Here is a 14,016-nt window from a genome sequence, read left to right on the forward strand (position 1 = left end):
TCGCGGAGTTGGTCGATCTGGGGTCCGTGGGAGGCGTAGCCGACGTCGATGACGCGGGCTCGCAGGCCTTGCGTCTCGGCCTCGGCGACCACCGCAGCGACGTGCTCGGGCGGCCCCGAAATCACCGTAGAAGAGGGCCCGTTCACGGCGGCGATGCAAACTCCGGGCCGGTCTCCGATCAGTTCGGCGGCCTGCTCTGCGCCCGTGCCCACAGAAGCCATGTCGCCGTGCCCGGCCAACTGCCGCAATGCGTCACTGCGTACGGCGACGATCCGTGCCGCATCCTCCAGGGACAGCGCCCCGGCCACACACGCGGCGGCCATCTCTCCCTGCGAGTGGCCGATGACCGCGGCCGGGGTGATCCCGTGATCGGCCCAGACGGCGGCGAGCGAGACCATGACCGCCCACAGCACCGGCTGCACGACCTCGACGCGGGACAGTTCCGTGCCGTCCCCGCGCAGCACCTCGGTCAGCGACCACTCCACGTACGGTGAAAGGGCCTGCTCGCACTCGTCGATGCGTGCCGCGAACACCGGTGATTCATCGAGGAGTTGGGCACCCATGCCCACCCACTGCGAACCCTGGCCCGGAAACACGAGCACCGGACCGGGCCCTACGTCCCCAGCCACCCCCGACACCACATCGGCACTCGCCTCACCCGAGGCCAGTGCCTGAAGCCCGGCGGCGGCTTGGGCGCGGTCCTGGCCCACCACAACGGCCCGATGCTCGAACACCGATCGCGTCGTGGCCAGCGACCAGCCGACCTCCACCTGGGAAGTGTCCGTCGCCTCGGCCGTGAACGCGCCCAAGCGGGCGGCTTGTTCGCGCAACGCACCCGCTGTCCGGCCGGAGACCACCCACGGAACCACCGAACCCGGCGAGGCTTCCGGCGCTGGCTCCAGGGCTTCTTGCTCCGCTGTCTCTTCGGCGGGTGCCTCCTCCAAGATCACATGCGCGTTCGTACCCGAAATGCCGAACGCGGAGATGCCCGCCCGCCGGGTACGTTCCGCCGACCACTCGACCGGCTCGGCCAGCAGCCGCACGTTGCCCCGGTCCCACTGGACGTGCGGGGAGGGCGCGTCGATGTGGAGGGAGGTGGGCAGCAGGCCGTTGCGGATCGCCATGACCATCTTGATCACACCGGCCACACCGGCGGCGGCCTGCGTGTGGCCGATGTTCGACTTCACCGAGCCGAGCCACAGCGGCCGGTCGTCGGGCCGGCCCTGCCCGTAGGTGGACAAGAGGGCGTTGGCCTCGATGGGATCGCCGAGCGTGGTGCCGGTGCCGTGCGCCTCCACCACGTCGACGTCATCGGCGGAGAGCCGGGCGTTGGCCAGCGCGGCACGGATGACGCGCTCCTGCGAGGGACCGTTGGGGGCGGCGAGCCCGTTGCTGGTGCCGTCCTGGTTCACGGCCGACCCTCGTATCACCGCGAGGACCTGGTGGCCACGGCGTCGCGCCTCGGAGAGGAGCTCGAGCGCCACCACCCCGGCACCCTCGCCCCAGCCGGTACCGTCGGACGCGGCCGCGAACGGCTTGCACCGCCCGTCGGGTGCGAGACCGCGCTGCCGCGAGAACTCGGTGAACGAGCCGGGCGTGGCCATGATGGTGGAGCCACCGGCCAGCGCGAGCGAGCACTCGCCCTGCCTCAGTGCCTGGCTGGCCAGATGTATCGCCACCAGTGACGAGGAGCATGCGGTGTCGACCGTCACCGCCGGGCCCTCGAGGCCCAGGGTGTAGGAGATGCGCCCCGACACCACGCTGCCGAGGTTGCCGGTGCCGATGTACCCCTCCACCTCGCTGGCCGTCTGGCTGACCAGCGTCAGGTAGTCGTGGGCGCTCACTCCGGTGAAGACACCTGTGTCGCTGCCCTTGAGCGCCTGGGGGTTCATGCCCGCGTGCTCGACCGCCTCCCAGGCGGTCTCCAGGAGCACCCGCTGCTGCGGGTCCATCGCCACGGCTTCGCGCGGGCTGATGCCGAAGAACTCGGCGTCGAAGTCGCCCGCGTCGTAGAGGAAGGCACCGTCCCGCACATAACTGGTGCCCGGATGCTCGGGATCGGCGTGGTAGAGCGCCTCCAGATCCCAGCCCCGGTCGTCGGGGAACGCCGAGACGGCGTCGCCCTCGTTGCGCACGAGCTGCCACAGGTCCTCGGCGGACCGCGTGCCGCCGGGGAAACGGCAGGCCATGCCCACGATGGCGACCGGTTCGACCGAATCCTTGTCGTGAAGCCGTTGGCGGGCCTCGCGCAGCTCCGCGGTGACCCACTTGAGGTGATCGAGAAGCTTCTCCTCGTTCGACATCTAACCCAGGCTCCTTGGCGCTACGTGGTGATCGAGGTCATGGGGGGTGGGGGAGGGACGCTGATGGGGAAGGCGGAGCTTCGTTTTGTGAGAAGGCCAGGACTTCCCGAACGTCAGGACTTCCCGAACGTCAGGAGGTCCCGAACATCAGGACTTACCGAACTCGCTGGAGATGAGGTCGAAGATGTCGTCGGCGCTCGCGGCCTCCAGGTCGTCATGTGCCGACTCGGAACCCTCCGAGCCGCCTTGTGCCGGGCTCCACTTCGAGATGAGCACCTGTAGTCGGCCCGCGATCCGCCGACGGGCGGCCTCGTCCACCTCGCCCGCGCCGTACGTCGCGTCCCACTTGTCGAGTGCCGCGAGGACATTGCCCTCACCGGTGACGTCGCCGCCCTCGCTGCCGAGCTGTCCGCGCAGGTGTGTGGCAAGCGCCTCGGACGTGGGATGGTCGAAGATCACGGTGGCTGGCAGTGAGAGCCCGGTCGTGGTGTTCAGCTGATTGCGCAGTTGCACCGCGGTGAGCGAGTCGAAGCCCAGCTCCTGGAACGGCTTCGCCGCAGGGATGTCCTGCACCGTCCGGCCGAGCGTCGCGGCCGCGTACGTCCGCACGTGCTGGACCAGAAATCCGTGCCTCTGCGCCGAGGGTGTCTTGGCGAGTTCCGCACGGAACGCGCTGGTCTCCGCCGTGGAGCCGGTCTGCTCGGCCTCCCGCTGATTCTCCGGAATGTCGTCGAGGAACGGGCTGGGCCGCTGCGCGGTGAACGTCGGCGTGAACTGTGCCCAGTCGAAGTTCGCCACGGTCAGCGTCGTCTCGCCCGCGTCGACCGCGTGGTGCAGGGCCTTGATGCACAGGTCCGAGCCGATCGGGTGCAGTCCGAAGCGCTTGAAATACGTCAGCGACTCCTGGTCCGCGGACATTCCGGCTTCGGCCCAGGGTCCCCAGGCGATGGAGGTGGCGGGGAGTCCCTGGGAGCGGCGGTGTTCGGCGAGTGCGTCGAGGAAGTGGTTGGCGGCTCCGTAGGCGCCTTGCTGGCCGCTGCCCCATACGCCGGCGCCGGAGGAGAACATGACGAACGCCGACAGGTCCAGGTCCCGTGTCATCTCATGCAGATTCCAGGCCGCGTAAGCCTTGGAGCCGAGCACTTCGTCCAGGCGCGCGGAGGTCAGATCCCCGATCGACGTGAGGTCGGTCGTGCCTGCGGCGTGGATGACGGTGGTGAGGGGGTGTTGGTCGGGGATGTTGTCGAGGAGGTGTTGGATTTGGTCGGGGTCGCTGACGTCGCAGGCGGTGATGGTGACGGTGGTGCCGAGTTGGGTGAGTTCGGTGGTGAGTTCTTGGGCGCCGGGGGCGTGGGGTCCGCGGCGGCTGGTGAGGTGGAGGTGGGGTGCGCCTTGGTGGGCGAGCCAGCGGGCCAGGACGGCGCCGATGCCGCCGGTTCCACCGGTGATGAGAGTGGTGCCCTCCGGCCGCCAACTGGGCTGCGTCACCTCGGCATTGGGGGCATGGGTGAGGCGTCGGGCGTGGGTGCCGGTGGGCCGGATGGCCCTCTGGTCCTCGTCCTGGGGGGTCAGGGCGGCGGCCAGGCGAGCCAGGGTCTGCTGGTCGACGCGTGCCGGCAGGTCGACGAGTCCGGCCCATAGACGGGGGTGTTCGAGGGCGGCGACGCGCCCAAGTCCCCATACGTGGGCCTGGAGCGGGTGGGTGAGGGGGTCGGTGGCGCTGGTGGAGACGGCGCCTTGGGTGATGGTGTGAACGGGCGCGGTCGTGCCGTTGTCGTCGAGAGCCTGGATGAGCGTGGTCGTCGCGGCCAGCCCGGCAGGCACGGAACGATACTCGGGGTGCGGCTCCTCGACCAACGACAACAGATTGACGATCCCGGTGAGTCCGGCGGTATCCACCGCAGCCAGGGACTCACGCCGTGCGCGCCCTGTCTCGACAAGATGCGTTCGGACGGTCGCGCCGTGCTCCTCCAGCGTCTGCGCCGTGGCTCGTACGGCGGGGTGCTCGGCCTCGCCGTCAGGCACGAACAGAAGCCAGTCCCCGCCCAGCTCCGGGGCCTTCGCATCGTTGAGATGCTTCCAGGTCACGCGGTAACGCCAGGAGTCGACGGTCGCTTGCTCCTGGTGTCGCCGCCGCCATGCGGAAAGCACCGGCAGCGCGGGCTCCAACGCCCGGACCGCCTGCTCGCTGCCTTCCTCCGAGCGCAGGGTCTCGGCCAGCAGCCCGAGGTCGAGCTCCTCGATCGCCTGCCACAGGTGCGCTTCGGCCGCACCGTGCCCGCCGCTGAGGGCAGCGGTGGCTACGGCACGTTCGAGCCAGTAGTGCTTGTGTTGGAAGGCGTAGGTGGGCAGGTCGATGGTGCGGGGGGTGGGGTCGGTCGGGAACCAGCGGCGCCAGTCGATGTCGGCTCCGGCCGTGAAGGCCTGGGCGGCAGCGTGGGTGAGCTGGGTGGTGTCGCCGTGGTCGCGGCGCAGGGTGGGGACCACGGAGGCGGATATCTGCGCCTGCTCGATGGTCTCTTCCATGCCGAGGTTGAGTACGGGGTGGGGGCTGGCTTCGATGAAGAGGCGGTAGCCGTCTTGCAGCAGGGCTTGGATGGTGTCGGCGAAGCGGACCGGCTGACGCAGGTTCGTCACCCAGTACTCGGTGTCCAGGGCAGTCGTGTCGGTACGTTCGGCGGTGACGGTCGAGTAGAACGCCACCTCGGTGGCCGTGGGCCGGATGCCGCTCAGTCGGTCAGTGAGTTCGTCGCGAAGTTGGTCGATCTGCGGCCCGTGGGAGGCGTAGCCCACATCAATGACCCGGGCCCGCAGGCCTTCCGCCTCGGCTGCGGCGACCACCGCGGCGACGTGCTCGGGCGGACCCGAAATCACCGTAGAAGAGGGCCCGTTGACGGCGGCGACGCAGACTCCGGGCCGGTCTCCGATCAGCTCGGCGGCCTGCTCGGCCCCCGTACCCACAGAAGCCATGTCGCCGTGCCCGGCCAGCTGCCGCAATGCGTCACTGCGTACGGCGACGATGCGTGCCGCATCCTCCAGGGACAGCGCCCCGGCCACACACGCGGCCGCCATCTCGCCCTGCGAGTGACCGATGACGGCGGCCGGGGTGATCCCGTGATCGGCCCAGACGGCGGCGAGCGAGACCATGACCGCCCACAGCACCGGCTGCACGACCTCCACCCGGGACAGCTCCGTACCGTCCCCGCGCAGCACCTCGGTCAGCGACCACTCCACGTACGGCGAAAGAGCCCGCTCACACTCACCGATCCGAGCCGCGAACACCGGGGATTCATCAAGCAGCTGGGCACCCATGCCCACCCACTGCGAACCCTGCCCCGGAAACACGAGCACCGGACCGGGCCCTACGTCCCCAGCCACCCCCGACACCACACCGGCACTCGCCTCACCCGAAGCCAACGCCTCAAGCCCAGCACTCAGCGACTCCCGGCCCTGGCCCACCACCACGGCCCGGTGCTCGAACACCGACCGCGTCGTGGCCAGTGACCAGCCGACCTCCACCTGGGAAGCGTCCGTCGCTCCGGCCGTGAACGCGCCCAAGCGCGCAGCTTGTTCGCGCAACGCATCCGCTGTCCGGCCGGAGACCACCCACGGAACCACCGAACCCGGCGAGGGCTCCGGCGTCTCGCGCTCCGCCTCGGGCCGCGCCTCCTCGGGCGCCTCCTCCAGGATCAGGTGCGCATTCGTCCCGGAGAAGCCGAACGAGGAGACACCGGCCCGGCGCGGACGCTCGCCCCGCGGCCATTTCACCGGCTCGGTGAGCAGGCGCAGTCCGCTGCCGTCCCACTCGATGTGCGGTGAAGGGGCGTCAATGTGCAAGGTGGCGGGCAGCAGTTCGTTCTGCAGTGCCATGACCATTTTGATCACACCCGCCACACCCGCGGCGATCTGCGTGTGGCCGATGTTCGACTTCACCGAGCCGAGCCACAGCGGCCGGTCCTCGGGCCGCTTCCGCCCGTAGGCGGACATGAGGGCCCCGGCCTCGATCGGGTCGCCGAGCGTGGTGCCGGTGCCGTGCGCCTCCACCACGTCGACGTCGTCGGCGGAGAGCCGCGCGTGGTCCAGCGCCTCGCGGATGACGCGCTCCTGCGCGGGCCCGTTGGGAGCGGTCAGCCCGTTGCTCGCGCCGTCCTGATTGACTGCCGAGCCCCGGATCACCGCGAGGACCCGGTGGCCTTTGCGGCGGGCGTCCGAGAGGCGTTCGAGCAGCACCACACCGGTGCCCTCGGCCATGCCCATCCCGTCGCCGGCCGCCGAGAACGGCTTGCACCGGCCGTCGGGGGCCAGGCCGCGCAGCTCGCTGAAGCCGATCAGAGCGGCGGGCGACGACATCACGTACGTGCCGCCGGCCAGTGCCAGCGAGCACTCCTGTGTACGCAGTGCCTGGGCCGCGAGGTGAAGGGAGACGAGGGACGAGGAGCACGCGGTGTCCATGGTCACCGCCGCCCCCTCCAGACCCAGGGTGTAGGCGACGCGACCCGAGGTGATGCTGGCGGAGTTGCCGATGGTGAAGTATCCGGCGATGCCCTCGGGTATCTCGGAGGCGCCCAGGGCATAGTCGAGGCCGTCGCAGCCGATGAAGGTGCTGGTCGAACTGGATCGCAGGGAGAGCGGGTCGATGCCCGCGCGCTCGATGGCCTCCCACGCCGTCTCCAGGGCGAGCCGCTGCTGCGGCGCCATGGCCAGCGCCTCGCTCGGTCCGATGCCGAAGAAGGTGGGGTCGAAGTCACCGGCGTCATAGACGAATCCGCCCTCGCGGACGTAACTGGTGCCGATGTGCTCCGGGTCCGGATCGTAGAGGGTGTCGAGGTCCCAGTTGCGGTTGCTCGGCAGCGGAGCGACGGCGTCGCCGCCCGTGGAGACCAGCTCCCAGAACTCTTCGGGAGACCGGACTCCGCCCGGCAGCCGGCACGCCATGCCGATGACCGCGATCGGCTCGTGGCCCGCGGACTCGACCTCCTGCAGCCGGCGTTCCGTCTGACGCAGGTCCGCAGTGACACGCTTGAGGTACTCAAGAAGTTTCTCTTCGTTGGGCGCCATCCCGGTGACAACCGCTCCTCTCCGCGAGAACAGGCGGACCCCTGACTCGATGTCCGGACAGCCGAGAGAACGGCACGAGCATCGGGCAGGTGGGGCCCCGCCGGGCTGCACACTTGTCGACGGCGCTAAAGCCCTCCTAATACTCGGCTGCGCACGCCGACGCTCTCTCCCGTCCTTACTGGTGGGAGGCCCGGACGTGCCGGTGAGCGGCTTCTTAGGGGCGCTTAAGCCTGTCCTGCCAGGGTGAGCCGGTGCCAGGTCGTCACGCTCTGATCAGCTCATTCGCCCCGCTGCCCGGGGGAGTCGGTCGACCTGATCGTTGACCCGGACCACGCGAATCGAGGCATCGTGTCCCTCACGGAGAGCAAGCCCGCGGCCCCCGCACTTCCCGACCTGGTCGACCCGGCCTTCTGGTCGCGGCCGTACGAGGAACGCGTGGCACTGTTCGAAGAGCTGCGCAGGCTGCCGCATCCGGCGTTCATCAGGCAGAGCATGCCCGGTGTGCCCTGGGCGTTCGGTTACCACGCCCTGGTCAAGTACGCCGACATCGCGGAGGTGAGCCGCCGCCCGCAGGACTTCTCGTCGAACGGCGCGACCACCATCGTCGGCCTGCCGCAGGAACTGGACGAGTACTACGGCTCGATGATCAATATGGACAACCCCGAGCACTCCCGGCTGCGGCGCATCGTCTCGCGCTCGTTCGGACGCAACATGGTCCCTGAGTTTGAGGCCGTGGCGACCCGTACGGCCCAGCGCATCGTCCGGGAGCTGATGGCGCGCGGCCCCGGTGACTTCATCCGGCCCGTCGCCGCGGAAATGCCGATCGCCGTGCTCAGCGACATGATGGGCATCCCCGAGGAGGACTACGACTTCCTCTTCGAGCGGTCCAACACGATCGTGGGCCCGCTGGACCCGGACTACGTTCCCGATCGCGCGGACTCCGAGCGGGCGGTCATCGAGGCATCGCGTGAACTCGGGGACTACATCGCACGGCTGGGGGAGGACCGGCTCGCCGACCCCCGAAACGACCTCATCACCAAACTGGTCCAAGTGCGGCCGGACGGCGAGCAGTTGTCGCGCCAGGAGCTCGTGTCGTTCTTCATCCTGCTCGTCATCGCCGGCATGGAGACCACCCGTAACGCCATCTCCCACGCGCTGGTTCTGCTGACCGAGCACCCCGAGCAGAAGCAGCTGCTGCTGTCCGACTTCGACACGTACGTGAAGGGCGCCGTCGAGGAGACCCTCAGGGTTTCCACGCCCATCAACTGGATGCGCCGCGTCGCCACCCGGGACTGCGACATGAACGGCCACCGGTTCCGCAAGGGCGACCGGATCTTCCTGTTCTACTGGTCGGGCAACCGGGACGAGAGCGTGTTTCCCGACCCGTACCGCTTCGACATCACCCGTGGAGCGAACGCCCATGTCACGTTCGGTGCGGTGGGCCCGCACGTCTGCCTGGGCGCTCACCTCGCCCGCATGGAGATCACGGCCCTGTACCGGGAGCTGTTCGCCGCACTGCCCGGGATCCGCGCCGAGGGACGGCCGCGCCGGCTGGCCTCCAGCTTCATCGAAGGCATCAAGCACCTGCACTGCACCTTCTGACGGCACCCTGTGACGCGGGCCGCCGACGCCACCCGGACACACGGGAGCTCCGCACACCCGGCAGCGTTCGGTGTGCGGAGCCCTGGTCAGTGAGCGGACATCGCCAGAGGTGCGGTGAGGGGCACCTCCCCGGCGAGTATGGCCCGCTGCAGATCCTGCAACGGGCGACCGGGCTCCAGGCCCAGTTCGTCGTTGAGGGTCTTGCGCACCGACTGGTACACCTTCAGTGCGTCCGCCTGCCGCTCGGAGCGGTAGAGCGCCAGCATGAGCTGGCGATAGAACGCCTCGCGCATCGGGTTCTCGGCGGTGAGGGCGAACAGCATGCCCACTGCCTCCCGGTGGCGCCCGAGCTGGAGCTGACACTCTGCCAGCATCTCCTGGCACTCCAGGCGGATCTCGGTCAGCCAGGTCGCGAACCCGTCGATGATCGGCCCGCCCGCGGCCGGTCCGTTGCCGCCGTGCCCAAGGGTCGGCCCGCGCCACAGCGCGAGGGCCTGCTCGAAGCAGGACGCGGCCTCACAGTGCCGTTTGTCCCTGAGCAATGCCCTTCCTGAGTCGACCAGTTTGGGGAAGACGTGGGCGTCGATCTGGTCGTCCCCCTTGCGTAGCACGTAGCCCGGCGCACGTGTCTCGACGGGGTTGGTGGTCATGCCCGGCAATTTGAGGAACTTGCGCAGTTGAGAGATGTACACATGCAGTCCCGCGGTGGCGCGCCGCGGCAGGTCCTGTCCCCAGATTTCCATCATCAGCTGTTCCAGGGAGACCACCTGGTCGGCGCGGATGAGGAGGACGGAAAGGACGATTTCCACTTTACGTGCATTGATGGACGCGCAATTGTTGCCGTCCTTGATGCGGAGCGGACCCAGCATCTCGTATCTCACTGGGCGCTCCCCTTGGTGGTTTCGAGTTGCTGCTCCGCAACGTCCACGAGAGCCTCGGAAATGAGGTCCACCACGGCCTGTTGATGGGTGTCCAGGTAGAAGTGACCGCCGGAGAAGACGTGGAGGTCGAAGGGCCCTTCCGTGTGCTGCTGCCAGGCGGCCACGTCGTCCGGCGCCGTCTGCTTGTCGCGGTCGCCGGCCAGGGCGGTGATCGGGCACCCCAGTCGCTGCGAGGGCGTCCATCGGTACTGTTCGACGGCGCGGTAGTCGTTGCGGACGACGGGGAGGATCTCCGCCATCAGTTCCTCGTCGTCGAGGAAGAGAGGGTCGGTGCCGCCGATCCGGCGCAGTTCGTCGGTCAACTCGGCGTCGCCGAGAAGGTGGACGGTGCCCTTCCGGAAACGGGACGGCGCGCGGCGGCCCGAGACGAACAGCCACGCAAGGCGGCTTTCCTGCTGCTCACGCAGCCGCTGCGCGACCTCGAACGCGAGAACGGCGCCCATGCTGTGACCGAAGAAGACGAGCGGGCGGTCGATGTACGGGGCGAGCGCTGTGGTGATCCGGTCGGCAAGCTCCGGAATGTTGTCCATGAACCGTTCGCGTCGCCGGTCCTGCCTTCCGGGGTACTGCACCGCGAGGACGTCCGTCTCAGGCGGCAGTGTGGGGGAATGGGCCAGGGGGTTGTAGTAGGTGGCAGACCCACCCGCGTGCGGGAAACAGAGGAGTCGGGCTGTGGCTTCCGGATGCGTCCGGAAGCGTCGTATCCATGGATCTGACGTATCAGGGAGTGGGGAGACAGACAAGATCTTTCCCTTCGCCAGTGACTCTGACAACGATGCCGCCGCGTCGCTGGGCTCTTCGCGGCGGTACCTCGGCGACTGCGCTTTGTGATCATCGTCGACCACCCGTGGCCGCCACTCAAGCGCTACCGATCATGCACAGGTTAAAGTTCAAAGGGCAACGGCGCTAAGACGGTACGCGGGCGGAATAAGACATTCCCTATTGTTTATGGTGCAGGTTTTGGGTGATCGATTCACCCGCCGCAAGCCTAGGCCTAGTTTCAATATGAATATTTAACATTGCGCCCGTGAAAATGTGTTGCCCGGCGAGGGGCGGGCGGCCGACCCACACCGCGAGGGCCCCGGTAGCAGCAGATCGGGGCGAGTGCGGACAGGTGCGCGTTTCCGGTGGCTCGTGGATCGCCCGGGTGGTCATGCAGGCGTCTTGGGTCGTCGAAACATGGCGCTTTGTCAGGCGGGGTGGCGTATGGAGGGCTTGGCGCCCGGCCCTGCTGGTGGCCTGCGACGTAGCCGTCCGTTCAGCCGGCCAGGAGGCGGCAGGCTTTCGCCGGGGTGGCTTGCGGGTGAGGTCGCGGCGAAGTGGATTGTGGCTTGTTGTTTTCTTGCGGAGTGGCCCGATCGGGATTTGGCCTTCTCTTTGTTGTGGATGCGCCTGTACGTCGTATGGCAAGTGGAAAGTGCTGCTGACGGCCCACCAGCAGGGGTGTGCCGTAGGGAAGTTGTCACCTGTTGGGGTGACTATGTCCCGTTCGGGGTGGCCTGCCCCGCTTGGCATCGGCGATCGTCGTGGCATGGGCGAAGTGACATCAAGGCGTACTTCCCCGCTGTCCTCCGGCAGATCGGCCACCGGCCGTGCCTGCCGCCCGAAGGAGCACGAGACGATGAGTGAGAGCATGGCGTGGCTGAAGCGGGACATCCGCAGGGCACGCAAGCAGGGCACGGCCGGAGTCGCTCGGCGACAGCGTGACCGATTGGCCGACCTGATCGCCCACGCCCGCTCCACGTCGCCGTACTACCGCGAGCTCTACAGAGGGCTGCCCGAGCGGGTGGAGGATCCGACGCTGCTGCCGGTCACCGACAAGCAGAAGCTGATGGAGCGCTTCGACGACTGGGTCAGCGACCGCGACATCACCCTCGACAAGGTGCGCGCGTTCACCGACGACCCCGACCTGATCGGGCGGCGGTTCCTTGGAAAGTACCTGGTGGCCACCACCTCCGGAACCAGCGGCCGACGTGGGCTGTTCGTGCTCGACGACCGGTACATGGACGTGGGATCCGCCGTGACCTCCCGCGCGCTCTCCTCCTGGCTCGGCCCCCGCGGAATCGCACGGGCCGCCGTCCACGGTGCTCGCTTCGCCCAACTGGTCGCCACCGAAGGGCACTACGTAGGCTTCGCCGCATACTCCCGCACGGTCCGCGAGGGCGGCGCGCGCGGCAAGCTGCTCCGGGCGTTCTCCGTGCACGCGCCGATGTCACGGCTGGTGGAGCAGCTCAACGACTACCGGCCCGCCTTCGTCATCGGTTACGCGAGCACGATCATGCTGCTCACCGCCGAGCGGGAGGCCGGTCGCCTGCGTATCGATCCGGTTCTCGTCCAGCCCGCGGGCGAGACGATGACCACGAACGACACCGATCGCATCCAGAGCGCCTTCGCCACCACGGTGCGCACGATGTACAGCGCGACCGAGTGCACCTATCTCAGCCACAGCTGCGCCGAGGGGTGGTACCACGTCAACAGTGACTGGGCCGTGCTCGAGCCGGTCGACGCCGACTACCGGCCCACCCCGCCCGGCGAGTTCTCGCACACCGTCCTCATCAGCAACCTCGCCAACCGTGTGCAGCCCTTCCTGCGCTACGACCTCGGCGACAGTGTCCTGCTGAGGCCCGACCCCTGCCCCTGCGGAAGCCATCTGCCCGCGATCCGGGTCCAGGGCCGCGCGGGCGACATCCTCACGTTCCCCTCGGGCCGTGGCGACGACGTCAGACTCGCCCCCCTGGCCTTCAGCACCCTGTTCGACCGCATGCCCGGAGTCGAGCGGTTCCAGATCGAGCAGACCGCCCCGTCCAGAGTGCGCGTACGCATGGTCCTGGCCGCCGGAGCGGACCCGGACCACGCGTGGCGGACCGCCCACGAGGGGCTGACCCGCCTGCTCACGGACAACAAGCTCGACAACGTCACCGTCGAACGGGCCGAGGAGCCACCCCAGCAGGCACCCGGGGGCAAATACAGGACAGTCGTCCCACTCGCCTGATCGCCGCCCCCGGGACACTCACTGGGCGTAGGAGCGCAGCGGGGGTTCCCTGTCGGCCCATGGCTGACTGTGGATCAGGGCCTCGATCGGGAAGTCCAGGAGGCCCGGGAGCGCCTTGACGGCCTCCTCGCTGTTGAGCGGCATGATCGGCTTGGCGCAGTCCGCCCGGTCGATCCGGCCGGCGTCGGCGGGGCCGGGATGCTCGATCGCGTCGGCGACCAGGTCGTAGCTCACCTGGTCGACGACCAGGCCGATGTGAGTGGGCCACGGCCGTGCGGGGCAGATGTCCTGGACTCCGATGCGCGTGGCGCCCGGCAGTGTGGGGGCCTGCCCGTCGGCCAGCACGGACTCGTCGAAGTCGGAGTGGATCGTGGTGTAGGAGGGGCCCGCCGGCATCGGAGTGCCGTTCTTGCCGAGCGCCTTGGACCAGTTCGAGCCGCGTGAGAACTGCCACACCGAGGCCGGGCAGCCGGTGATCCCGGCGAGCGGGGCGCAGAGGCTGGCAAGCCGTGTGCCCTGGAACGGGGAACCCATCGTCACCACGTCGTCGACCTTGTCGGCCAGGTCCGGCCAGAAGCGCAGGGCCCAGGCCGCCAGGAGTCCGCCTTGGCTGTGCCCGACCAGGTCGATCTTCCCGCCGGTGTGCTTCTGGATGGTGCGCGCCGCGTACACCACGTACTCGACGGAGATCTGCATGTCCTTGAGGCCGCGTCCCGGGGAGTCCACCCAACAGGACGGATAGCCCTTCTTCTTGAGCTCGGCCATGTAGTTCCAGGCGTAGTTCTCCTCGCCCTTGAGGCCGGTGCCGGGAACGAAGAGAACGGTCGGCTTGTCGCCACCCTTGGGCATGTCCTCCAAGCCCGGTTGGCAGTGCAGAGCCTTGTCCAGTTCGGCCACCGGAGTCTCCAGGGGCGGAGACGGATCGGTGTCCGCCTCGGCGGCGGACACCGGAAGCAGCGCCAGTGTCAGCAGAGCCGCCGCTACACGGCCGACCCACGGGGATAAGCGCACAGAGACCTCCACGAGAGAGTGTGTGGGGAGCCCCCGACAGGGGAGCGCTTCATCGTGGAATGACGCCACACGAACGTCAACAGCCCCCGGAGTTATTGAGCCCCTCAAC

Annotated in this window: 7 protein-coding genes; 2 read left to right on the top strand and 5 right to left on the bottom strand. The window is 68.6% G+C overall.

What is annotated here, in order from left to right; translation table 11 throughout:
- The coding region (locus tag ACFUPX_RS11630; protein ID WP_383319783.1) for a type I polyketide synthase at positions 1 to 2,303 on the bottom strand (2,303 nt) is incomplete at its 3' end.
- A 147-nt stretch (positions 2,304 to 2,450) separates the two neighbouring features.
- Positions 2,451 to 7,361, bottom strand: a complete 4,911-nt coding sequence (locus ACFUPX_RS11635) for a type I polyketide synthase (protein WP_383319785.1) — start codon at positions 7,359 to 7,361, stop codon at positions 2,451 to 2,453.
- Between the two features lie 348 nt (positions 7,362 to 7,709).
- Here ACFUPX_RS11635 and ACFUPX_RS11640 point away from each other — a divergent pair, with 348 nt between their 5' ends.
- Complete coding sequence (locus ACFUPX_RS11640; protein WP_383319787.1) at positions 7,710 to 8,963, top strand: cytochrome P450; 1,254 nt, start codon at positions 7,710 to 7,712, stop codon at positions 8,961 to 8,963.
- An 86-nt stretch (positions 8,964 to 9,049) separates the two neighbouring features.
- Here the strand turns inward: ACFUPX_RS11640 and ACFUPX_RS11645 are convergent, their stop codons facing one another.
- Both ACFUPX_RS11645 and ACFUPX_RS11650 read right to left on the bottom strand, forming a co-directional pair.
- On the bottom strand, positions 9,050 to 9,844 hold the full coding sequence (locus ACFUPX_RS11645) for a BTAD domain-containing putative transcriptional regulator (protein ID WP_383319789.1): 795 nt from the start codon (positions 9,842 to 9,844) through the stop codon (positions 9,050 to 9,052).
- A complete protein-coding gene (locus ACFUPX_RS11650) occupies positions 9,841 to 10,749 on the bottom strand; it encodes a thioesterase II family protein (RefSeq protein WP_383319791.1) in 909 nt (302 codons plus the stop codon). Before ACFUPX_RS11650 ends, ACFUPX_RS11645 begins: the two co-directional genes overlap by 4 nt.
- A 776-nt stretch (positions 10,750 to 11,525) precedes the next feature.
- On the opposite strand from ACFUPX_RS11650, the gene ACFUPX_RS11655 reads away from it, so the two are divergent.
- Positions 11,526 to 12,896 (top strand): phenylacetate--CoA ligase family protein, encoded by a 1,371-nt coding sequence (locus tag ACFUPX_RS11655; protein WP_383319793.1) that lies wholly within the window; start codon positions 11,526 to 11,528, stop codon positions 12,894 to 12,896.
- Positions 12,897 to 12,914: 18 nt separating this feature from the next.
- Here the strand turns inward: ACFUPX_RS11655 and ACFUPX_RS11660 are convergent, their stop codons facing one another.
- The gene (locus ACFUPX_RS11660) at positions 12,915 to 13,907 is read right to left on the bottom strand and encodes an esterase/lipase family protein (RefSeq protein ID WP_383319795.1); all 993 of its coding nucleotides are present in this window, start codon (positions 13,905 to 13,907) and stop codon (positions 12,915 to 12,917) included.
- Positions 13,908 to 14,016 lie beyond the last annotated feature (109 nt).

It is taken from the genome of Streptomyces sp. NPDC057302 (assembly GCF_042667685.1).
Classification (GTDB): Bacteria; Actinomycetota; Actinomycetes; order Streptomycetales; family Streptomycetaceae; genus Streptomyces.